At 62.7% G+C, this 16,384-nt stretch carries 40 protein-coding genes; 11 read left to right on the top strand and 29 right to left on the bottom strand.

All coding sequences use genetic code 11. The features are described 5' to 3' along the window. Nucleotides 1–85 precede the first annotated feature (85 nt). The 7 genes from DAT37_RS24890 to DAT37_RS46110 are packed head-to-tail and all read right to left on the bottom strand — an operon-like array spanning nucleotide 86 to nucleotide 2,216. The gene (locus DAT37_RS24890; RefSeq protein ID WP_109527207.1) at nucleotides 86–841 is read right to left on the bottom strand and encodes a hypothetical protein; all 756 of its coding nucleotides are present in this window, start codon (nucleotides 839–841) and stop codon (nucleotides 86–88) included. Further along, nucleotides 838–1,029 (bottom strand): hypothetical protein, encoded by a 192-nt coding sequence (locus DAT37_RS24885; protein ID WP_109527206.1) that lies wholly within the window; start codon nucleotides 1,027–1,029, stop codon nucleotides 838–840. Before DAT37_RS24885 ends, DAT37_RS24890 begins: the two co-directional genes overlap by 4 nt. A gap of 5 nt (nucleotides 1,030–1,034) precedes the next feature. Then, a complete protein-coding gene (locus DAT37_RS44250) occupies nucleotides 1,035–1,223 on the bottom strand; it encodes a hypothetical protein (RefSeq protein WP_157978656.1) in 189 nt (62 codons plus the stop codon). Beyond that, a complete protein-coding gene (locus DAT37_RS24880) occupies nucleotides 1,220–1,450 on the bottom strand; it encodes a hypothetical protein (RefSeq protein WP_109527205.1) in 231 nt (76 codons plus the stop codon). Before DAT37_RS24880 ends, DAT37_RS44250 begins: the two co-directional genes overlap by 4 nt. Then, nucleotides 1,447–1,800, bottom strand: a complete 354-nt coding sequence (locus DAT37_RS24875; RefSeq protein ID WP_109527204.1) for a hypothetical protein — start codon at nucleotides 1,798–1,800, stop codon at nucleotides 1,447–1,449. Before DAT37_RS24875 ends, DAT37_RS24880 begins: the two co-directional genes overlap by 4 nt. A 9-nt stretch (nucleotides 1,801–1,809) precedes the next feature. Further along, nucleotides 1,810–2,097, bottom strand: coding sequence for a hypothetical protein (locus DAT37_RS24870; RefSeq protein ID WP_109527203.1), 288 nt, complete (start codon nucleotides 2,095–2,097; stop codon nucleotides 1,810–1,812). Then, nucleotides 2,094–2,216 carry a hypothetical protein gene (locus DAT37_RS46110; protein ID WP_269814798.1) on the bottom strand — a complete coding sequence of 41 codons (123 nt, stop codon included), beginning with the start codon at nucleotides 2,214–2,216 and terminating at the stop codon, nucleotides 2,094–2,096. Before DAT37_RS46110 ends, DAT37_RS24870 begins: the two co-directional genes overlap by 4 nt. A 165-nt stretch (nucleotides 2,217–2,381) precedes the next feature. On the opposite strand from DAT37_RS46110, the gene DAT37_RS24865 reads away from it, so the two are divergent. The 10 genes from DAT37_RS24865 to DAT37_RS24820 all read left to right on the top strand — a co-directional run bounded on the left by DAT37_RS24865 (nucleotide 2,382) and on the right by DAT37_RS24820 (nucleotide 7,318). After that, nucleotides 2,382–2,666: a hypothetical protein gene (locus DAT37_RS24865; protein WP_109527202.1), complete on the top strand. Its 285-nt coding sequence runs from the start codon at nucleotides 2,382–2,384 to the stop codon at nucleotides 2,664–2,666. A 64-nt stretch (nucleotides 2,667–2,730) separates the two neighbouring features. Next, on the top strand, nucleotides 2,731–3,426 hold the full coding sequence (locus tag DAT37_RS24860; RefSeq protein WP_109527201.1) for a hypothetical protein: 696 nt from the start codon (nucleotides 2,731–2,733) through the stop codon (nucleotides 3,424–3,426). Nucleotides 3,427–3,471: 45 nt separating this feature from the next. Then, complete coding sequence (locus DAT37_RS24855; RefSeq protein WP_109527200.1) at nucleotides 3,472–3,837, top strand: hypothetical protein; 366 nt, start codon at nucleotides 3,472–3,474, stop codon at nucleotides 3,835–3,837. A 274-nt stretch (nucleotides 3,838–4,111) separates the two neighbouring features. After that, a complete protein-coding gene (locus DAT37_RS24850) occupies nucleotides 4,112–4,429 on the top strand; it encodes a hypothetical protein (RefSeq protein WP_109527199.1) in 318 nt (105 codons plus the stop codon). Between the two features lie 92 nt (nucleotides 4,430–4,521). Further along, nucleotides 4,522–4,761 (top strand): hypothetical protein, encoded by a 240-nt coding sequence (locus DAT37_RS44245; protein ID WP_157978655.1) that lies wholly within the window; start codon nucleotides 4,522–4,524, stop codon nucleotides 4,759–4,761. After that, nucleotides 4,758–5,180 (top strand): hypothetical protein, encoded by a 423-nt coding sequence (locus DAT37_RS24845; RefSeq protein WP_109527198.1) that lies wholly within the window; start codon nucleotides 4,758–4,760, stop codon nucleotides 5,178–5,180. Before DAT37_RS44245 ends, DAT37_RS24845 begins: the two co-directional genes overlap by 4 nt. Beyond that, nucleotides 5,177–5,359, top strand: coding sequence for a hypothetical protein (locus tag DAT37_RS24840; RefSeq protein ID WP_109527197.1), 183 nt, complete (start codon nucleotides 5,177–5,179; stop codon nucleotides 5,357–5,359). Before DAT37_RS24845 ends, DAT37_RS24840 begins: the two co-directional genes overlap by 4 nt. A 141-nt stretch (nucleotides 5,360–5,500) precedes the next feature. Beyond that, complete coding sequence (locus tag DAT37_RS24835; protein ID WP_109527196.1) at nucleotides 5,501–5,827, top strand: hypothetical protein; 327 nt, start codon at nucleotides 5,501–5,503, stop codon at nucleotides 5,825–5,827. A 410-nt stretch (nucleotides 5,828–6,237) separates the two neighbouring features. Next, nucleotides 6,238–6,837, top strand: coding sequence for a MarR family winged helix-turn-helix transcriptional regulator (locus DAT37_RS24825; protein WP_109527194.1), 600 nt, complete (start codon nucleotides 6,238–6,240; stop codon nucleotides 6,835–6,837). Nucleotides 6,838–6,997: 160 nt separating this feature from the next. Further along, complete coding sequence (locus DAT37_RS24820; protein WP_109527193.1) at nucleotides 6,998–7,318, top strand: GntR family transcriptional regulator; 321 nt, start codon at nucleotides 6,998–7,000, stop codon at nucleotides 7,316–7,318. A 167-nt stretch (nucleotides 7,319–7,485) separates the two neighbouring features. Here DAT37_RS24820 and DAT37_RS24815 read toward each other — a convergent pair whose 3' ends face one another. Genes DAT37_RS24815 through DAT37_RS24725 form a run of 22 tightly spaced genes read right to left on the bottom strand, consistent with a single transcriptional unit; the run spans nucleotide 7,486 to nucleotide 15,516 of the window. Beyond that, nucleotides 7,486–7,668, bottom strand: coding sequence for a hypothetical protein (locus tag DAT37_RS24815; protein ID WP_109527192.1), 183 nt, complete (start codon nucleotides 7,666–7,668; stop codon nucleotides 7,486–7,488). Then, complete coding sequence (locus tag DAT37_RS24810) at nucleotides 7,665–7,868, bottom strand: hypothetical protein (protein ID WP_109527191.1); 204 nt, start codon at nucleotides 7,866–7,868, stop codon at nucleotides 7,665–7,667. The genes DAT37_RS24815 and DAT37_RS24810 overlap by 4 nt, the downstream gene beginning before the upstream one ends. Before the next feature lies 1 nt (nucleotide 7,869). Then, entirely contained in the window at nucleotides 7,870–8,436 is a 567-nt protein-coding gene (locus DAT37_RS24805; RefSeq protein ID WP_109527190.1) for a DUF6221 family protein, read from the bottom strand. Further along, complete coding sequence (locus DAT37_RS24800; RefSeq protein ID WP_109527189.1) at nucleotides 8,433–8,615, bottom strand: hypothetical protein; 183 nt, start codon at nucleotides 8,613–8,615, stop codon at nucleotides 8,433–8,435. Before DAT37_RS24800 ends, DAT37_RS24805 begins: the two co-directional genes overlap by 4 nt. Further along, nucleotides 8,612–9,100 (bottom strand): hypothetical protein, encoded by a 489-nt coding sequence (locus DAT37_RS24795; RefSeq protein WP_109527188.1) that lies wholly within the window; start codon nucleotides 9,098–9,100, stop codon nucleotides 8,612–8,614. The genes DAT37_RS24800 and DAT37_RS24795 overlap by 4 nt, the downstream gene beginning before the upstream one ends. Then, a complete protein-coding gene (locus tag DAT37_RS24790; RefSeq protein WP_109527187.1) occupies nucleotides 9,097–9,444 on the bottom strand; it encodes a hypothetical protein in 348 nt (115 codons plus the stop codon). Before DAT37_RS24790 ends, DAT37_RS24795 begins: the two co-directional genes overlap by 4 nt. Then, nucleotides 9,441–9,659: a hypothetical protein gene (locus DAT37_RS24785; protein ID WP_109527186.1), complete on the bottom strand. Its 219-nt coding sequence runs from the start codon at nucleotides 9,657–9,659 to the stop codon at nucleotides 9,441–9,443. Before DAT37_RS24785 ends, DAT37_RS24790 begins: the two co-directional genes overlap by 4 nt. After that, the gene (locus tag DAT37_RS24780; RefSeq protein ID WP_109527185.1) at nucleotides 9,656–9,859 is read right to left on the bottom strand and encodes a hypothetical protein; all 204 of its coding nucleotides are present in this window, start codon (nucleotides 9,857–9,859) and stop codon (nucleotides 9,656–9,658) included. Before DAT37_RS24780 ends, DAT37_RS24785 begins: the two co-directional genes overlap by 4 nt. Next, a complete protein-coding gene (locus DAT37_RS24775) occupies nucleotides 9,856–10,161 on the bottom strand; it encodes a hypothetical protein (protein WP_109527184.1) in 306 nt (101 codons plus the stop codon). Before DAT37_RS24775 ends, DAT37_RS24780 begins: the two co-directional genes overlap by 4 nt. Beyond that, nucleotides 10,158–10,655, bottom strand: a complete 498-nt coding sequence (locus DAT37_RS24770; protein ID WP_109527183.1) for a hypothetical protein — start codon at nucleotides 10,653–10,655, stop codon at nucleotides 10,158–10,160. The genes DAT37_RS24775 and DAT37_RS24770 overlap by 4 nt, the downstream gene beginning before the upstream one ends. Continuing rightward, entirely contained in the window at nucleotides 10,652–10,804 is a 153-nt protein-coding gene (locus DAT37_RS44240; protein ID WP_157978654.1) for a hypothetical protein, read from the bottom strand. The genes DAT37_RS24770 and DAT37_RS44240 overlap by 4 nt, the downstream gene beginning before the upstream one ends. Beyond that, a complete protein-coding gene (locus DAT37_RS44235; RefSeq protein ID WP_157978653.1) occupies nucleotides 10,801–10,950 on the bottom strand; it encodes a UBA domain-containing protein in 150 nt (49 codons plus the stop codon). Before DAT37_RS44235 ends, DAT37_RS44240 begins: the two co-directional genes overlap by 4 nt. Continuing rightward, nucleotides 10,947–11,147 carry a hypothetical protein gene (locus tag DAT37_RS24765; RefSeq protein ID WP_109527182.1) on the bottom strand — a complete coding sequence of 67 codons (201 nt, stop codon included), beginning with the start codon at nucleotides 11,145–11,147 and terminating at the stop codon, nucleotides 10,947–10,949. The genes DAT37_RS44235 and DAT37_RS24765 overlap by 4 nt, the downstream gene beginning before the upstream one ends. Continuing rightward, a complete protein-coding gene (locus tag DAT37_RS24760) occupies nucleotides 11,144–11,668 on the bottom strand; it encodes a hypothetical protein (protein ID WP_109527181.1) in 525 nt (174 codons plus the stop codon). The genes DAT37_RS24765 and DAT37_RS24760 overlap by 4 nt, the downstream gene beginning before the upstream one ends. Continuing rightward, nucleotides 11,665–11,820: a hypothetical protein gene (locus tag DAT37_RS44230; RefSeq protein WP_157978652.1), complete on the bottom strand. Its 156-nt coding sequence runs from the start codon at nucleotides 11,818–11,820 to the stop codon at nucleotides 11,665–11,667. The genes DAT37_RS24760 and DAT37_RS44230 overlap by 4 nt, the downstream gene beginning before the upstream one ends. After that, a complete protein-coding gene (locus tag DAT37_RS24755; RefSeq protein ID WP_109527180.1) occupies nucleotides 11,820–12,206 on the bottom strand; it encodes a hypothetical protein in 387 nt (128 codons plus the stop codon). The genes DAT37_RS44230 and DAT37_RS24755 overlap by 1 nt, the downstream gene beginning before the upstream one ends. Further along, on the bottom strand, nucleotides 12,203–12,403 hold the full coding sequence (locus DAT37_RS24750) for a hypothetical protein (protein ID WP_109527179.1): 201 nt from the start codon (nucleotides 12,401–12,403) through the stop codon (nucleotides 12,203–12,205). Before DAT37_RS24750 ends, DAT37_RS24755 begins: the two co-directional genes overlap by 4 nt. After that, nucleotides 12,403–12,603: a hypothetical protein gene (locus DAT37_RS24745; protein ID WP_109527178.1), complete on the bottom strand. Its 201-nt coding sequence runs from the start codon at nucleotides 12,601–12,603 to the stop codon at nucleotides 12,403–12,405. Before DAT37_RS24745 ends, DAT37_RS24750 begins: the two co-directional genes overlap by 1 nt. 6 nt (nucleotides 12,604–12,609) lie before the next feature. Then, nucleotides 12,610–13,164, bottom strand: a complete 555-nt coding sequence (locus tag DAT37_RS24740) for a hypothetical protein (protein ID WP_109527177.1) — start codon at nucleotides 13,162–13,164, stop codon at nucleotides 12,610–12,612. A gap of 57 nt (nucleotides 13,165–13,221) precedes the next feature. After that, entirely contained in the window at nucleotides 13,222–13,695 is a 474-nt protein-coding gene (locus DAT37_RS24735) for a hypothetical protein (protein WP_109527176.1), read from the bottom strand. Continuing rightward, nucleotides 13,692–14,303 carry a metallophosphoesterase gene (locus DAT37_RS24730; RefSeq protein ID WP_232839972.1) on the bottom strand — a complete coding sequence of 204 codons (612 nt, stop codon included), beginning with the start codon at nucleotides 14,301–14,303 and terminating at the stop codon, nucleotides 13,692–13,694. Before DAT37_RS24730 ends, DAT37_RS24735 begins: the two co-directional genes overlap by 4 nt. A 58-nt stretch (nucleotides 14,304–14,361) precedes the next feature. Beyond that, nucleotides 14,362–15,516 carry a DNA cytosine methyltransferase gene (locus tag DAT37_RS24725; protein WP_109527174.1) on the bottom strand — a complete coding sequence of 385 codons (1,155 nt, stop codon included), beginning with the start codon at nucleotides 15,514–15,516 and terminating at the stop codon, nucleotides 14,362–14,364. 188 nt (nucleotides 15,517–15,704) lie between these two features. On the opposite strand from DAT37_RS24725, the gene DAT37_RS46105 reads away from it, so the two are divergent. Beyond that, nucleotides 15,705–16,349 carry an HNH endonuclease gene (locus DAT37_RS46105; protein ID WP_109527173.1) on the top strand — a complete coding sequence of 215 codons (645 nt, stop codon included), beginning with the start codon at nucleotides 15,705–15,707 and terminating at the stop codon, nucleotides 16,347–16,349. The last annotated feature ends 35 nt before the right edge of the window (nucleotides 16,350–16,384 follow it).

The following is a 16,384-nucleotide window of genomic DNA, read 5'->3' as shown; positions in this document are numbered from 1 at the left end:
GTCTAGGGGGTTTCCGTGCGGCAGTGCTCGCAACTCGGTTCATCCGAGCCGATGACGTGCCGACACCAAGCGCAGTAGAGGCCGTTCACGGCAGAACCTCGATGAAGCCGTCGGGATGGTCGGCATTCAATTCGGCCAGAGTCTCAGCGATCGTCCCTCCAGCCATCCGCTTCAGCGCCCGGCTGGAATCGACGCGCTCCCACACCTCGCTACCGTCCACGGCGGCGGCAAACCGGACGCCCATCGGCACCTTCTCCGCCTTCGCCCAGGTGCGCGGTTTGGGATCTTCCGCACCATCGGCTTGGAAGGCTGAGGTTTCGACGTCGGGCAGGACTTCGACAAAGCCGTAGTCACTGCCCCAAACGCGATTGATGTCCTCGTGCATGACCGGCCGAGACTTCGCAGGATCGGCACTGAACTGGAAGAACTCCCCGCAAGGAAGCTTGTGCCAGGAGGGCGAGGGGTCGAATCCGGCAGAACGGAAGATGACATCGGCGGGAACCTCGCGGGCGTCCTGCCATGTGCGCGGCTCGCTCACCTCGGCAACCTCGGCCTCAACGGTCGGGGCAACAGGCCGAACGGTCATGCGCGTCGTGACGCGAACCTCAACGACCCGCGTATGCTGCTCGAACAGTTCCCCCGCGCCGTACCCGATTTCATCGGCGAGCGCGACCCGGTTGGCTTCGGCGTCTTCGGGATTCGACCACAGGTAGGCGTAGGCGTCGTTCGGGAGGCGCTTGTAATCGCACTTGCCTGTGTCGCGGTTCGGTCGACTGCTGGCGAGCACACCATCGGGCTGTTCGATGCCGTAGCGGACATCCTCGGTCTCAAACTCGGTCACTGCCCGGTCTCCATTCCGTACGTGTCGAGTGCGTCGGCGAGCTGTTGCGCGCGGGGATTCAACTCCCACGCCAGGTCTCGGTTGATCTCACGGACGCGGGCAATCAACCGTTGCTCGGCCGACTGCCGCTGATGGTCGGTCACGGTCAGGCGCGAGATGGCGGCGCGGATCGGGGTCGGGAGTTGCATGGCGGTCAGTCCTCGCCCTCGTCGACGACCTCGTACACGATGTCTTCGGCAAAGTCGATCAACGCGCCTTCGGGCGAGACGCCTTCGACAACCATCTGCGTGTCGAATTCCATCGCGTCACGCTTGGTGACCACATGCGCTGGATAGTCGGCAAGGCGCGGGGTGTAGTCGACGGTTAGCCGGATTCGGGTCACTTCTGCTCCTGGAGTTTGGTTTTGGCGGTTTGCAGCCGCTCGATCAAGTCGTCCACCTGATCGCCTGCAAGGTCTGTACGAATGCCGTGAATGCTGTTGCCGTCCAATGCGTTCTTCAGCACGACATGCCGGTCTTCAACGCCGACATCGACGGTGTAGCCTGCGTGGTCCCGGATCGGGGCGTCACCGATGTAGACGCCCCGATCGTCGAGCGGACGCGAAGTCACGCAGCCGCCTGAACTGGCAGCGCGTACATGAGGCACCAATAGTTGACGGTCAGGTCGATAGCGCCCTTGAAGTCGCTGGCCGCCTCCACGATGCGCGCCAACGCGGCCGGCGCGTGCTGCCACGAGTACGCCTCTTCGCGCAGGTAGCTGCCGACTCGGTAGCCCTCTTCGGTGCGGTCGTCGGTCGGCTCATCCCAATCGACGAACACCGCAGCGGGCAGGGATTCATCAACGAAGCACGGGACGTCGCGGAAGTCGCGGCCATCCCAGTCGATGTCGACGGAGATGCGGTAATGGTCCTCGGGCAGGCGAAGGAGCTGGCGAATGTCGGCTTCGGTGAAGGTGCGCATTGGTTCTCCTTAGGCGGCGAGGTCGGTGGCGAGCAGTGAGGCGCGGATGGTGACGGCGATTTCGTCGCAGGTGATCCAGGCGGTGCCGTCGCCGTCTTCGCGGGCGTGTTCGAGGCAGTAGATGTAGCCTTCGCGTTCGATTCCGCGGCCGTACTGGGTCGATACCTCCATGAGGACGGTTGCGGGTTGGTCGCAGCAGTCGCAGCGGTCGGTGAAGAGCCGGTCGGAGCCGATGCGGCCGACGATTCGTGCGTCGTCGGTTCCGAGGAGGGTCAGAACTTCGGCAGTGATGTTCACGCGATGTCCTCCAGTCGCACTCGGACGTTGATGACGCCTTTGTCCCAGCCGCAGACGCCGCAGCCTTGGCCGCCGCATTCGCGGTGGATGGTTTCGATCCACTCGTACTTGTTGCTCACGTGTCCTCCAGGGGTTGGGTTTCCGGTGCCAGCCGGATTGCATTACACGCTACACTAGTTGATGTGATGCAAACAACGTTGTCACCGATTCGAGACTGACGATCGGTCGCCTACAGCACATCACACTCTATTGCTGGCGATGTAAACAAAGTGTACGGTGCATCCATGCCCGATCGAAGGCTCAGCATCTCCCAAACCCCCTTCACCGCCACCTACGTCGAGGAGCTGGCAGATCAAACCGGCATGAGCAAGTCCGATGTCTACAACCAGGCGTTGAAGGTGCTCGCCATGCTGCTCAACGCACAACGGCACGGCGTCGAGTTCGTACAGAGGGACGTCAAATCCGGTCGCACACTGCACGATCCCGCGCTGCCGATACTGCTCGGCGACATCCTCACGGCGCTCGCCGATCGCGAGGCCGACTCGCCGGATTCGATCATGTCGGACTGACTTGCATCATGATGTAATCTAGGTGTACAGTCGAAGACATCAGCCGCTACCGAAGGAGCCCCCGATGACCGCGAATTACTCACTCGCTCCCGTAGCCTTCGATCGCCGCGGAAACGTCCTGCGCTGCGACGTCACTGACAACTACGACACCTACGGCTGGGTCATCGCAGTCACCGCGGGCGAAGCCGTCCGCTTCCTGCGCGGCACAGGCCCCGGTCCCGCTACTCGCAGCTGCGGGGACAACCACAAGTCGGGCCGCGCGTATCGCACCGTCGCCCACCGCTACGACGGCGAGGGCTACCGAAGGGTCCGCCCGATGTTCTGGACCCTGTCCACGAACGGCGTGGTGCACGAGGTTTGGAGCGTCACCCGCAAGATGCCGGTTTTCCAGCACGGCACCAGCGTGAACCGACCGGACTGGGCCGATCTTCGCCGCGCCGAACTCGACGCCCGCCGCGCCTCAACACCCCCGAAAGAGCAGCCCGTGACCACCATCGGCGTCGTATTCACACCCCTGAGCACCGAGACGACCTTCCCCGCGCGCTACTACGGCACGCCCTTGGGGATTAACACGGTCACGTGGTACCAAGCGGTCGATCGGGACTCCAACGCCGACATCACCGGCTGGACCGTTTCCCGCAATCACGTGACCGACGACTTCGTGATCAACGGGCCGCGCGGGCTGATTCACTCGGTCGCTTCTCTCGCCGCTGCGGCTGAATTCATCTCGCAATCGATCGGCTCGCAGGCCAACTCCTGACCTGCTGACAGTTCAGCCCAACCACCCCCATTCGAGGAGCCTCCGATGATCCGCAGCACCTACCGCGCCCACACCGCCACCCGCAAGGCTGCGGCGAAGGCCCTGCGACGCCGCATCGAACACGTCCTGGTCGCTGCCACCATCCGCTTCCTCGCCACCGGAACCCTCGTCACCATCACCACCGCGCTCGGCAAACTCACCGACGACGAAGACCTGCTGCGCCGCTACGCCTCCCACGCCGGCAGGAAGGTCAAGGCCGCGTACGTCGCGCTCACCGGTGTTGCGCCCGTGCAGGTGTGGACCGCGCGCAACGGGCACCCCTACCTCGCCTGCGCCTACAACCCCGCCGATCCCGCCCTCACCGTCGGATTCGGCGCGTACAAGCGCACGGCGCACCTCGTCGGCGCTTAATCACTCCGACCACGAAAGGCGAATGGCAATGCAGGATCACGAGCGCAACCACGCCGCATGCCGCGAATGTCACGGCACCTACATGTTCCCCTCTGCGATGAATCCGCGCCTGTGTGCGCTCTGTGAAGGTGCGTACGAGCTACAGCACGAGTGGGGCCGACTCGACTAGTTCGCGAGTGGCTGGCGCCCTGTTCAACGGCGCACAGAGGGGACAACGGCGTCCCCGCGAGCGACAGCCACCACCCAACCTCCCGATCCCGCAGAGAGGTTCACCATGACCACGTTCACTCCCCCGAAGGCGCTCGCCGAGCTGGTCGATGCCGCTCTCTCGCATGGCCGGTCGTTCATCGTGCAGCACGGCGTCGACAGCGGCGACAGCCCGTTCGTGTCGATCGCTGTGAAGTGGCTGCCCGAAGGCTGCGGTGTGCCAACGGAGATCCGCATGACGTGGCACACGCGCGCGACGGGCACCTATCGCCTGTTCTCGGGGATCGCGTGCGGCATCTACCGGGATTGGCATGACGTGACCGTGAAGCGTGCGATGGAATTGGTGACCGGTGCCGACTGCTTCCACCTGCCGCGGGCGGCTTGATCGGCAGCATCCCGCCGAAACCCGTCCGGATCCCCCGCATTCCTGTCCCCTGCCGCATGTTACGGCTGGATTCCACCCTTTGAGGAGAGACCGTGAAACACCCCAATGGACATCGACAGTGCGATTACGAGACGGAGGGGCGTGTCGCGGGGTTCCTTGGCCCGCATGATGTCGGCCGCACCATCGTTTGCGACTATGGCGACGAATCGGGGTTTCTCATGATCCTGGGCATCACGCACAAGCGCGGGTTCGTCGTGGTCTACACGTCGCGCAGTCCAATCACGTATGCCATGGACGATATCGTGCACTTGGCCGAGGAGAACGCAGCATGACCGATACCCCGGGCCTCGAATGGCTCACCATGGGCGCGGAAGTGGCGCACGCGTTCCGGCATCACGGCACGGGCCGTATCAAAACCGCCGTCGTCGACAAGATCGGCAAGCGTGACGTTGTGGTCACGGTTGGCGGGCGTGTCGAGAAGTTCAATATTGGGCGTACGTGTGAGCGTGATGGCGTTCGTTGGCTGGAACGATCCGAGGGCACCTGGAACGGTTGGACCGAGCTGGGACCGCTGGATTCACCTTGGGCCGCTGAGATGTTTCAGGCACAACGCGTGGAGAACGCCGCCTACCTAGTGCAGAAAGCGTCAGATGGGTTCGCGTCGAAGCGTGATGTCGAGTCGGCGCGGGCGTTGCGGTCCGCGGTCGATGTCTTCCTGAAGTTGGCCGAGCCCGAGGGGGAAGCGTCATGAAGGGCATCTACCTCGTCGATGACTACCTGGTCACCGATACTGGCGTGTGCAACTGCGCCTACCCGGATTGCGGCGGCTATTGCATGCATGAGCCGCATTGCGGTCTGGAGCCCGTCGGGGAAGTCGGTTTCGACGTCAACCTGACAACTCTTTGGGACTTCACCGAGGGCTTGCCGTGACCACGCCCGACCCTGAACGCCCGGACCTGTCTGCTTGGCGTCGCCGGCATGACCAACGCCGCTCGAATGCTGCACAGCCGATCCCGTCGGGCACGGAATACAAGCGGAAGCCGAAACATGAGCGAGAGCAGGAGAAGCGGGATGGATAGCCAGACGTTGTTGGTCGAGGCAATCAAGAAGACGCTGCCGGACATGCCGGTCGCACACGTGGAGACGTGGGCGCGGGACATTGCGGGCATCATCGACGGGCAGGGCCTGGCGCTGGTGAAGTTGCCTGCGGCAGTGACAGACGATTTCGGCGACCCCAGGTGGCCAGTGAGCGAGGTCGACAAGTTCGCGGCGGTGAAGTTGGATGAGCACGGCCGGATCGCGTCGTTGGGAGTTGGCAATCCGGCGAGTCCGAAGCTTGCGTTGCGTCAGGCTGCGGCAATGATCGCGGCGGCCCGACATGTGAAGTCCGCGGATTGATCACCCAACGACAGTGCCCCGAACCGTGCGATGGTTCGGGGCACTCTCGCGTTGGGGGGTAATCGTCGCCGATCGCTCATTGACGCACTGAGAATAGCCGCCCTTGTCACCCGCTGATGTCAGGATGGTCGTATGCGTCAGCATTACGTGGTCGGTGACACCCGCGTCAACGATCCCCGCACGCTCGTCTTTCGAGGCGAGGGCAACTGGGTCGAGCCGCGGCCTGTGCGCTGCCCCGTCGGCCATGTTCTGGCGAATCGTCAGGTGACAGCGGGTTGGGTGCCGTGTAAGGCGCCTGGTCGCACGGGGCATCGCACGCATCAGTGTGATTGCGGCGAGGTGGTGTACACGCCGGACACGGATGAGTACTGCCATTGCGAGAAGTCACGGCCCGTATCGATCGCGATCGAATGACGCATCATCCGGTTTCCTCGAATTTGCTGCGGTCGCGCCCAGGATTCGCCAAAGTGGATGCAGGACGACCGGATGAGGGTGGCGTGATGCTCGAATACAACCCTGGCGACAATCCACGACAGCAGGCATGGACAAGTTTCGTGTCCCTGGCTGAGCACACGTCGTACATCGTGAATTCTCGACTACGCCGCCAATGCCAGTTGACGCACGTCGAATTTCGGATCTTGGATGAGCTAGCGGACCAGCCGGACCAGCGTTTGAGTCTGTCGACGTTGGCGTTCGCGGTCGACTCGTCGATATCGCGTTTGGCGGGCCGCCTGATGGTGATGGAGCGGCGCGGGCTGATCGAGCGCGTGTCGCGTACGCCGGGGTCTCGTCTGAAGAATGTGGTGTTGACGGATGTGGGCGCCGAAGTCTATGAGGCTGCGGCACCGGTGTATGACGGGATTGCTCGTTCGCTGGTTTTGGATGGGTTGGCTGATGATGAGGTGGCGCAGTGGTTACTGTTGACGCGCCGCATGTTGGCTCGGGTGGTGGCGCGTGACGGGTTGACGGCGGCTGGCACGTTGACGGAGCGTCGTAGGATCGTCGGGTGAGTGAACCGAAGCTGTGTGTCCTGTGCGGTGAACGGCCCATACGCGCACCGGACAAGATGATGTGTGTTGAATGCTTCGCGCGGGTTGATGGGAACTATCAGCGGGCAAAGCAATCCCCGGTAGACGTCGAATAGCTGGCTCAAGCCACTACAATACGGGGATGAGCGCACGCGAACAGCCAGCGAGCAGACGAGTGGCGGACGTCCTTCGCGGCGACATCACCGCTGGCGTTCTCGCTCCTGGCGATCAGTTGCCGTCTGAGCGTGTCCTCGCTGAAACGCATAGTGTCGCCCGGAATACGGCGCGTGAAGCTGTGCGCATCCTCACCGATGAGGGGTTGGTGACCGCGGTGCACGGCAAGGGCGTGTATGTGCGAAAGCCGAGCGTGCATGATCGGTTGCATCGGATGGTGGATCGGCTGACCGAGGAGCAGGCCGAGACGGTGCGCGCGTTCGCAGTGCGGTTGGCCGAGCCCGAATAGTCAAACCTGGAGCGTGATCGGGAATTGCGGGCGCGGCTTCCAGGGTGCGTCGCAATGCCTGCATCGCTGCTCGAACCAGCCGCCCTCTGGATCTTGGGCGTAGCCGACGGAGCGGTAGGTGTGCATGATGGAATGCCATTTATGCCAGCCGACCAGGCAACGCAATCTCACGCAGCTCCGTCGAGGTCGACACCGAACTCCGCGGCCACGTCTTCGAGAGCGTGTCGCGCGCGGTTGTCGCGGTCCATGCGTGCGTGGAGTTGCGCGATCTCTTCGGCGGCTTCCTCGTATGCGCGGCGAAACTCAGGATCTTCGAGATCCTTCGCGAGGTCGTCCCAGAACAGGCTCACATCGACCTCAATTCCCGCGCCACCCCGTACTCCCGAATGAGATGCCCTTCGATCTTCGCAGCAAGTTCTGCCGCCTGCTCGCTGAAGTCGCACGCGATCCCGGATGGCGCTCCGGTGTAAAAATCTGCGCTCAGGCTGAGATCCATGGCCTGTACGTAGGCTGTGCCGTCGATCTCGACGGAAATGCGTATCGTGCTCACCTCACACCTCCTCTGGCAGTTCTTCGCCCCGACTGTTCATGTCCGCGATCGTGTCTTGCACCAGCTGGTGTATCCCTTGCAGCGCATCGAAATACCCTGGCGCGAGGTAGGACAGTGACGGGAAGGCGGGGCAGATGCCGACGTGTTCGCCGTCCTCCTCCGACCAGGTGACCAACACCGTGTAGTAGCGGGGCTCGGGGTCGGCGGCGTAGATGGCTTCGAGGGCTTGCACGGTCGGGCACGGGTACGGCACAGGGTCGTAGTCGTATGCGTAGTCGTAGTGGCGGCACGTGTCGCAGTAGCCGCCCTTGTTGCGATGCTCGTCCAGCACCTTCCGCATCGCCGTGAAAATGCTGCCCATGCCCGCAGGGTCGAAGCGTGCGATGTGTTCGGCGTTCGCTTCGTTGCTGATTGCGAACGCGGGCGCGCCGACCGTTTCGTCTGCGACCACGATGAACTCGCGGCCATGCTCGTTCTCCCATGGTTCGGGTCGCCAAACGTGGGGTGAGGCAGCCCGAGCGATGGCCTCATCCCGGTCGAGCCCTGCTTGCAACTTGCTCTGCCTCACGCCTCGTCCTCGTCTTCCGCGATCTCGACCGGCCCGTCAGCGAGCAGTTCTTCACTGCTCACCCATATTTCACGCACCCAACCGTCGCCGCGGCGGGTGACGATCTCGCCCCAACCGTCGTGTGCGCGCACGCCATCGGGTGTTGCTTCCGCCTGCTCGACGGACTCGATGCGGGTCACGCCGCAACCTGCCCTTCGTCCTCGGCCGCCCAGTCGACCATGACGCGCCCTCGCTCCCCCACGACCCTCTGCATGATCCGCACACGCCCTGGACGATTCAGCTGCCCCATGAACTCGACCGCATCGGACAGGTCATCGAACGATTCGATTTCGTCGGACTCGTTCGGGTATTGCGGGTTTCGGACTTGGACACCGTAGGAGACTCGGCCCATTTCTCCCGCCCGCTGCCGCTGCCATTCGACCTGCCGACGAGCGCGGCGTCCCTCGTCCCAGAGATCGAGTTCGAAGTCCGCGACAACGCCTGCGGGGCCGTCGACACATTGCACGGAGCAGTCCTCTTCGGACAGCGCAGCGTATCGGCGCAAGGCTTCTTCGAGGCTGTCGCAGCGTTCGGCCGAAACTGATCCGTGGTACCAAACCCACACGAGGTACACGCCTTCGGGTCCGACGGATGTGCTGCCATCGGTGCGGATGTCGTAGCTCATGCTGCCTCCTCGGTCATTGCAAGCAGTTGTTCCCATTCGCCCGGGAGCAGCCCCGACATGCGCGCACGCACCGCAACGGTCAGCACGGATGTGCCACCGTGGGGCGGCATCTCGACCTCGCAGCTGCGCCACAGTCGACCGTCGAGGCGCAGGTTCAACACAGCCCATTCGGGCGGGTTCGCGATCGGGAATCGGAGCGTGTCGAAGGTGCCGTTGTTGTCGTGCTCGCTGAACCGGGCAGGCAGTGGCCGCGAGTAGACGACCGCGCCTGTTGCAGGGTCAACGACTTCGGCATCGAATACGACGTCGAGGTGCGTGACCGTGCGTTTGGTGACGCTGCTCATGCCGCCCGCTCCGCCCGCACGCGCATCTTGCCGAACCCGTAGCGTCCGTCTTCGCTCGACTTGCTGAGCCCGTAGACGTGGATATCCGCTTCGTCAGCCATGCCCTCACACGCGACGATGATGCCGCGCAGGTCGCCGAGTGTCATGCCGATGGCTTTGACGTCGAAATACTTGGTGCTGACACGGGTTTCGTACGATTCGGTCTTCGCGATCATGCCCGCGCCCCCAGTTCAACAGCGATGTATGCCCCGAGCCGTTTCAAGCCTTCGATGTGGTCGTCGTAGTCGCCGTACTGCCAGCGGTTGTCTTCGCTTCTCCACGCCTTGTGGATGAGTTCGTAGATGGCGTCAGCTTCGGGGCTGAGGCTTTCCTGGTCTTCGTTTTCGTATTTCGCGATCAGATCAGCGGTGTTCACGCGCGCCCCTTCGGTTCGGCCACATGGATTTCCACAACGGGAATACGGAATCCGGACATGAGTCCGCGAGTCGACCGCGAGAGTTGCTGTTCCTCGCTCGCGAGCACCAGGTGGTAGCCGTCATCCCGCCGAACCACACCGAGGTCGAATTCGTTGTCAACGAGAGCGTTTCCGTCGAGCCACACGCTCATATCGCTGTCGACTTGGACAACGTGGGTGCTGATGGAACCCGACTCGCCTGGCAGGAGATCACCGATGCGGAGTTGGACGTGTTTGCGGTCGATCTTGGCTGGCTCGGTCACGGCTTCTCCTGGTTGAGGATTCGGTCGACGTACTCTCGGCTTTCGGCGACCTGTTCGGGTGTGAGCTTCACGCGGGTGACGTGCATGGTGCCGTGGGTCAATGCGGAGCCGCGTTCGAGCCGAACCTCACCGATCGCGAAAATGTCTGGGTCATGCCCGCAGTTGACGAGTTCGGCTTCCCAATTCACCATCGAACCGACCGCGGCCTCGTAATCCGCGAACACGGTGGCATCGGTATCCCACGGGCCACTCAGCCACGTTTCCTCGTCGGGCTCACGTTTGGAGAAGACAACGTAGGCATCGGGTTCGGCGCGCAGGAGGTCGCCGAGTGCGCGCACGAGACGCCCGGCATGCAACCGGTAGGTGTCGCGCATTCCGTCGGCGATGTTGTCCCAGGTCCAGCCGAACACTGCCCGCTCGCCAGCGTGGTTGCTTTCCCATTCGGCGATAGCGAGCCGTTCGATAGCCTCGCGTCGTATCTCCTCGGCGTTCATGCCGCCTCGTCTTTCGTTTCGGGCCATTCGCCGGTCTCGACCCAGTAGTCGAGTGCCTTGTTCGCTGCGGCTTTCGCGGCCGGGTCGGTGCTGTTCATGTCCCGAATCCACTGCTTCCACACTTCACGTTCACGATCGAAGTCGGTCATGCGCGGATCACCCGCAACACTTCGACCGCCTTCTCGTGATCGCCGTACGTCGCGAACAGTGCCTCATGGCATGCGATCCAGCCAGCGCCAGTTTCCTCGCGCAGGCGTTTGACGTCGGCGAGGGAAAACGGTTGTTCGGCCGTCATGCTGCCTGCTCATCGCCCTGATAGACGCGCGCCAGCGACACGTGCCGTTCGGCCGCTATCGCCGCCTCGGCCTGCGAATCGAATGTGGTGTCGTCGAAGTAGAAGCCGAGCACCGTGTTCTTGTCGCGGTAGAGGATCGTCCATTTGCGCGTGTATCGGTTGAAGCAAAGTCGCGCCCAGATCCGACGGTCGGTCATGCGGCCTGCTCCCGCGCCAACGGATTCCAGCGAGCAACCACCAACGTCATGCCTTTTATTGCGCCGTCGTCCTCGCGCACTTCGACATCTTCACGACGCACAACACCCGGCCAGAACTTGTCTTCGGCTGCACGAATGAACCCGTCGACCACCTTGCGCTCAACCCATTCGCGCTCAACCTCGTACGTGCTTTCGCCAGGCAACCCGCATGGGGCTTGGAAGTGCAGACCGCGCAACCAGGTTTCGTCTTCGCGGGTGAGTCGCGGCGCGAACGATTCGAGGGTGCGGCCGACCATCAATGCCCGATCACGCATGACCGCCACGACATCCCACCAGTCAGGCGCGTGGAAGTGTGGGTTGTAGACGGTGTGCACGATGTCGCGGTCGGTAAGCCTGAGCCCCCACACCTGTCGGAGCGTGTAGAGGACCGTGAAGCGTTGAAGGTCGCGGCTGCGAGCGTAGTTGAGCGCGGCGTTGTACTGGTTAGTGAGGATCAGGTGGCGTACCGGTTCCGCGATCACTGCCCCTTCTCCTTCCCTTTCGCCACCCATCCCGCCAACCACGCGAGGTGTGCGTCTGCGAGTGCTTCGGGCTGGATCGCGGTCGTGCGCTGGTATTGCGACCAGGCCGCTTCGGCGCGGTAGTGATCGCGGATGTCGAAGGAGTCGGCCATCAGTAGCCCCGATCTCGTTCGAGCACGCGCTGAGCTTCTTGCACGTGGTCGAGGATCAGCGTGACGATCTTGCCCTTGAGTTCAGGATCGCTGCTGACAGGCGGGAATTGGGCGATCAAACCCGCGATCTCGGAACGAACCTGCTGGTAGCGCTCGGATTCTTTGAGCACATCTTCGATGAGCGTGTCGGTCAGTCGACGCACGCCTTCACGGAACGCGTCTTGCAGCGGCGTGGTTTTGTCGCCGCCGTAGCCGCGCGAGTTCGGGGCGTTGAGGTAGGCGATAGCGTCGGTGATGATGGTGTTGCGTGCGTCCTCGGTGAGGGTTTCGAGGATCGCTTTGCCGAGTGCCTGATTAAGGTCTTCGGGCGGGATCGTGATGTTCATGCGCCATGCTCCTGGAAGTAGTCGTTGACGATGCCGCGAAGGAATTGGACGTCGCGAGGTTTGCGAGTGCCGAGAGTCCACGCCCCTGGTGCGCCTTCGAGCCGTGCCCGGATCGTGTCGGTAGCCAACTCGACCTGCCACGGCATCGCGGTCGGATAGCGGTCGGTGATCCACGCGGACACTTCCGCATCGCCCATCATCGGCACGCCCCGAATTCGCATGTGGTGACGAACGCGAGCCCAGCGCCGACCAGTTGCAGATCGAGCAGGATCAGCAACCCGACGCCGAGCGCCCGCAACGGGATTCGCCATTCATCGCGCACATGATGCGAGGCAATCCATGCGCCGATACCCAGGATCAGGTGAGCGGCTATCGGAAAGATGACGGGCCAGTTCATCACGGCTCAGTTCTCCCCGAGGTCGAGGTCGATTTGCTGCACCACCGAACCTGGAGGCACATGCAACTCGGTGAATCGCGGTGAGTTGCTGAAGCATTCGGCCACCCACGACGCTGACAGCTCGCAGCCCTCGTAGATCACGGCGTAGGGCTTGTCGGTGTCCTCGTAGAGCAAGACCTCGGTAGCGTTCAGGTTGACGAGACGTGACGCGCCGCCCTCGCGGTAGTAGAAGACATAGTTGCCTGTCCCGACGCTGCTGCCTGTTCCCCACACATAGTTGGAGGTTTGGCCCGTACTGTCGCGAAGGGCTACGAGTTCGACCTGTGCGTAATGGTCTTCGTGGTCGAACGAGAGGTTCGCTATGCCCATTCCTCCGAAGAATATGGCGACGAACGCAATCGCACTAAAGAAGCTGACAACGGTCTCGCCGAGGACGAATCCGGCACCGTCGAAACTACGCCACTCGTCGCATTCATGCCAATTCAGATAGGTCAACCAAGCGAACATGAGAATGCTCACTGCGGCAGCGCTGATGATGACGAGCATCGGGGTTTTCTCCATCTGTGGAGTTTCGGAATCTCTGTAATGCAATTATCGCAACCCGGTCAACCTCGAAATTCAATCCCGATACCGATGCCCACCCACACCGAGGTGGTCCATCACCTTGTCGTGCCAGTCGCCATCCGAGGCATAACCAGCGGCTTCGACAGCGGTCACGGCATTGCCGATCGCCGTCAACTGGGCATCGGTTCGCACATGAGCGGCATGTTCGCGTACAGCCTTCTCATTGGCTGCCCGCGCCCACTTGAGCGGTTCATCCAGCCAATCCAGATATTCGCTGTCGTCGCCCCTGTCAAGCTCGATACGAGTCTCTTTATCCCCATACTCGATCACCATCCACAATTCCATGAGCGCAGGACAAGCGGCGCAGCATTGTGAACGCTTGACCTCCTCGGACACCTCCACACGCACATGCTTGTTGAGGCCCAAACGCATACGGATTTCGTACGCTAATTCGCCTACCGCTTCGGCTCGTGGATCGTCCCGATTGTCTGCGTACGCGATCCACTCGCCAATTGTCGACACCTTCATGAAGCAATCGTCCCCGGAATGTCAACCTCCGAAATTCCCTCCGCAATCCGCTCCTCAACCCAATGCAGCGACACCGGCGACAACCCGTGCGCATCCACACCCACATGCAACTGCCGGCCACGCTGCCGATGCGGTGAATGCGTGTGCCCGTGCAGCAACCAGCGGCCAGTGTCCAGGAAACGCCATTCGGGATAGCGGATCGTCGCCGTGTGATCGCCACCCTCGCCCCCGTATGGGAAATGGCTGAGCAGCACACGATGCCCGCCGATCTTGCGTGTAGCCGACTGCTGGACTGTCGCAAACACTTTCAGATACTCGGGCAGCATTTTGTACGCTTGAGAGTGCAGCGGATGCACCGCGTCATGATTGCCTGCGATCAGATGCTTCACGCCAGGACGGGCAGCGATCCACGCCAACCCGCGCGCTTCGTCACCGCGGCGGCCCGTCAGATCACCGAGCAGCCAGACTTGATCGACCGGGCGCACGAGACGATCCCAGTTCGCGGCCAGCGTGGCATCGTGGGCGTCGATGTCATCGCCGAAACCGCGCAGGCCAGCGACCATGCGATGTCCGACGTGCAGGTCCGAAGTCAGCCAGATGGCCGTCACAACTCCTCCGATCCGCGCGCCACATGCCGTGATGCGCATAGTTGAATAGCGATGTAGGTCACGCGGCGATCGAACCCGCAGCAACCCCGAGCAAGTAACGGAACGCTGCCACTGCCTGCGTTGGAACCACTCCGTTGCCAACACATTTCAGTTGCTCGGCACGCTTCAACCCGATCGCGGGATTCGTCACCCAACCCGCCGGCCAAAACATCATCCATTCGCCGAATGCGGGCGAAAGACGCTGATTCCCGTTCTTGTTCGCTTCGGTCGGTGAAGGCGCGGGACGAGACAGCAACTCCTGGCGGCGAATGGCAGGCGCGTAATCACCCCAACTGCCGTCCAACTCCGCCACGTCACGGCACAGATTCGCCGTGTTGAACGTCGCGCCAGGAACACCTTTGAAGTCACGCGCTTGCGGCGTAGACAACAACGAGCCCGCCGCAACAGCTTCAACAAGACCCGGCAACAGCAGCTCCCCCGAGCGGGCACCGGACCTGGTCCGGTGCCCGCCTGTCACATCGGCAACCTGAGGCGTCGGCAGCAGTTTCGCTACGCCGCCCCCAACCGCTCCACCACCCCCGGTAGGCACGTCAGATCCCGCCGCTGATTCTGCCCCTTCCAATCCCGCGCGGTCGGAGTCGGCAGCGTAGGCGAGGACGAAGACCCGTGCACGCTGATGGCAGGCGCCGACGTCGGAAGCTCGTACAAGCACCCAGCACGCATCGAACCCGATGCCGGAAAGGTCTCCGAGTACAGCTCCGAGCGCCCGAAGAGATCGGTCTCCCCCTGCTCCCACACTCCCGCTTCCGGATTCCACCTCGCGTACGGCTCCGACATCACCCCTCCTTGCTTGCGCGGACAGCAGCCCACGAACGTTTTCGATCAACACGAACCGCGGACGCAGCACGCGAATGGCTTCGAACATGTGCGACCACAGACCCGACCGGGTTCCTTCAGCCATCCCGCGACGTTGGCCGGCGAGGGAGAGATCCTGGCAAGGGAAGCCGCCTGTGAGCACATCGACGGGTTCGACAGTCGCCCAGTCGATCCGGGACACGTCGCCCAAGTTCGGAACCTCAGGCCAGTGATGTGCGAGCACTTTGCAGGCTGCGGGTTCGATCTCCGAATGCCAGGCCATCGTGGAGCCAGGGAAGAGTTCGAGGGCGGCCAGGTCGAGTCCGCCGGCGCCAGAGAAAAGCGACCCGATCCTCATGCCCGCACCCGATCAGCCCACGTCGGCGCCTCATCCGCGGCACCCGACCAGCACGGGTAAGCCCGACCAGCATCCTTGAACACCAAGGCGCCGTTGCCATCACGGAACGTCGCAGGATCGACACACTTGCCGTAGCGGCGATGCCGGTCGAACAGAGACGCAAACGTGAATGATGATATGATGTAACTATGAGTCACACATACACTGCCCGCTCGTGTGTCACTTGCGAATCGCTCTTCATTCCGACCGAATACCGGCAGAAATACTGCAATCCGGGATGTCACAAGCGAGGCCCACGGGTGGCTGTCGAAAGGTCCTGCGTGGAGTGTGGTCACGCCTACGCGCCGCGATCGAATACCCAGAAGTGGTGCTCCGTCGCGTGCAGTGGAGCGCGGCGACGCAGAGCAAAGCGCGCCTGCGAGAATCCCGACTGCGACCGCACAAGCACCACGAGCGGTAGGTACTGCTCCACTTGCGCTTCGCGCCTCTACCGCTGGGGAGGCTTCGAGAGGCCCTGGCGCGAGGTCACTCCCGTCCTGTCGCCGGACGGCTACCCGCGAATTTGGGTCGGGAAGGACAGCCCGCACGCCAACGCTCAGGGGTACGCCTACTGCCACCGCCTCGCGATGGCCGAGCACCTCGGGCGACCGCTTCGTCCCGAAGAGACGGTTCACCACGTCAACGGCGACAAATCGGACTACCGAATCGAAAATTTGGAACTGTGGGCGAAGAACCACGGAGCCGGGCAGCGCGTCCAGGACCTCATCGCCCACTTCATCGAGGTCTATCCCGAGATGGTCGCCGCTGTGATCGCCCAACGCGATGCCGCGTAGTGCGCCGAATTTGCCGTCGCAGCAGTTGACGTTCC

The sequence above is a fragment of the Nocardia aurea genome (assembly GCF_003123685.1).
GTDB classification, from domain to species: Bacteria; Actinomycetota; Actinomycetes; order Mycobacteriales; family Mycobacteriaceae; genus Nocardia; species Nocardia aurea.
The sequence above is the reverse complement of the archived record's forward strand: the minus strand, read 5'-3'. Positions and strand labels throughout refer to the sequence as shown.

What these genes read in the sequence shown, in the direction of transcription:
- DAT37_RS24885 (WP_109527206.1), bottom strand. Translation starts at nt 1,029, where the DNA reads ATGCAACTCCCGACCCCGATCCGCGCCGCCATCTCGCGCCTGACCGTG.
- DAT37_RS24875 (WP_109527204.1), bottom strand. Translation starts at nt 1,800, where the DNA reads ATGCGCACCTTCACCGAAGCCGACATTCGCCAGCTCCTTCGCCTGCCC.
- DAT37_RS24865 (WP_109527202.1), top strand. Translation starts at nt 2,382, where the DNA reads ATGCCCGATCGAAGGCTCAGCATCTCCCAAACCCCCTTCACCGCCACC.
- DAT37_RS24860 (WP_109527201.1), top strand. Translation starts at nt 2,731, where the DNA reads ATGACCGCGAATTACTCACTCGCTCCCGTAGCCTTCGATCGCCGCGGA.
- DAT37_RS24855 (WP_109527200.1), top strand. Translation starts at nt 3,472, where the DNA reads ATGATCCGCAGCACCTACCGCGCCCACACCGCCACCCGCAAGGCTGCG.
- DAT37_RS24850 (WP_109527199.1), top strand. Translation starts at nt 4,112, where the DNA reads ATGACCACGTTCACTCCCCCGAAGGCGCTCGCCGAGCTGGTCGATGCC.
- DAT37_RS24845 (WP_109527198.1), top strand. Translation starts at nt 4,758, where the DNA reads ATGACCGATACCCCGGGCCTCGAATGGCTCACCATGGGCGCGGAAGTG.
- DAT37_RS24840 (WP_109527197.1), top strand. Translation starts at nt 5,177, where the DNA reads ATGAAGGGCATCTACCTCGTCGATGACTACCTGGTCACCGATACTGGC.
- DAT37_RS24835 (WP_109527196.1), top strand. Translation starts at nt 5,501, where the DNA reads ATGGATAGCCAGACGTTGTTGGTCGAGGCAATCAAGAAGACGCTGCCG.
- DAT37_RS24825 (WP_109527194.1), top strand. Translation starts at nt 6,238, where the DNA reads ATGACGCATCATCCGGTTTCCTCGAATTTGCTGCGGTCGCGCCCAGGA.
- DAT37_RS24820 (WP_109527193.1), top strand. Translation starts at nt 6,998, where the DNA reads ATGAGCGCACGCGAACAGCCAGCGAGCAGACGAGTGGCGGACGTCCTT.
- DAT37_RS24795 (WP_109527188.1), bottom strand. Translation starts at nt 9,100, where the DNA reads ATGAGCTACGACATCCGCACCGATGGCAGCACATCCGTCGGACCCGAA.
- DAT37_RS24790 (WP_109527187.1), bottom strand. Translation starts at nt 9,444, where the DNA reads ATGAGCAGCGTCACCAAACGCACGGTCACGCACCTCGACGTCGTATTC.
- DAT37_RS24785 (WP_109527186.1), bottom strand. Translation starts at nt 9,659, where the DNA reads ATGATCGCGAAGACCGAATCGTACGAAACCCGTGTCAGCACCAAGTAT.
- DAT37_RS24770 (WP_109527183.1), bottom strand. Translation starts at nt 10,655, where the DNA reads ATGAACGCCGAGGAGATACGACGCGAGGCTATCGAACGGCTCGCTATC.
- DAT37_RS44240 (WP_157978654.1), bottom strand. Translation starts at nt 10,804, where the DNA reads ATGACCGACTTCGATCGTGAACGTGAAGTGTGGAAGCAGTGGATTCGG.
- DAT37_RS44235 (WP_157978653.1), bottom strand. Translation starts at nt 10,950, where the DNA reads ATGACGGCCGAACAACCGTTTTCCCTCGCCGACGTCAAACGCCTGCGC.
- DAT37_RS24765 (WP_109527182.1), bottom strand. Translation starts at nt 11,147, where the DNA reads ATGACCGACCGTCGGATCTGGGCGCGACTTTGCTTCAACCGATACACG.
- DAT37_RS44230 (WP_157978652.1), bottom strand. Translation starts at nt 11,820, where the DNA reads ATGGCCGACTCCTTCGACATCCGCGATCACTACCGCGCCGAAGCGGCC.
- DAT37_RS24755 (WP_109527180.1), bottom strand. Translation starts at nt 12,206, where the DNA reads ATGAACATCACGATCCCGCCCGAAGACCTTAATCAGGCACTCGGCAAA.
- DAT37_RS24750 (WP_109527179.1), bottom strand. Translation starts at nt 12,403, where the DNA reads ATGGGCGATGCGGAAGTGTCCGCGTGGATCACCGACCGCTATCCGACC.
- DAT37_RS24745 (WP_109527178.1), bottom strand. Translation starts at nt 12,603, where the DNA reads ATGAACTGGCCCGTCATCTTTCCGATAGCCGCTCACCTGATCCTGGGT.
- DAT37_RS24740 (WP_109527177.1), bottom strand. Translation starts at nt 13,164, where the DNA reads ATGGAGAAAACCCCGATGCTCGTCATCATCAGCGCTGCCGCAGTGAGC.
- DAT37_RS24735 (WP_109527176.1), bottom strand. Translation starts at nt 13,695, where the DNA reads ATGAAGGTGTCGACAATTGGCGAGTGGATCGCGTACGCAGACAATCGG.
- DAT37_RS24725 (WP_109527174.1), bottom strand. Translation starts at nt 15,516, where the DNA reads ATGAGGATCGGGTCGCTTTTCTCTGGCGCCGGCGGACTCGACCTGGCC.
- DAT37_RS46105 (WP_109527173.1), top strand. Translation starts at nt 15,705, where the DNA reads ATGAGTCACACATACACTGCCCGCTCGTGTGTCACTTGCGAATCGCTC.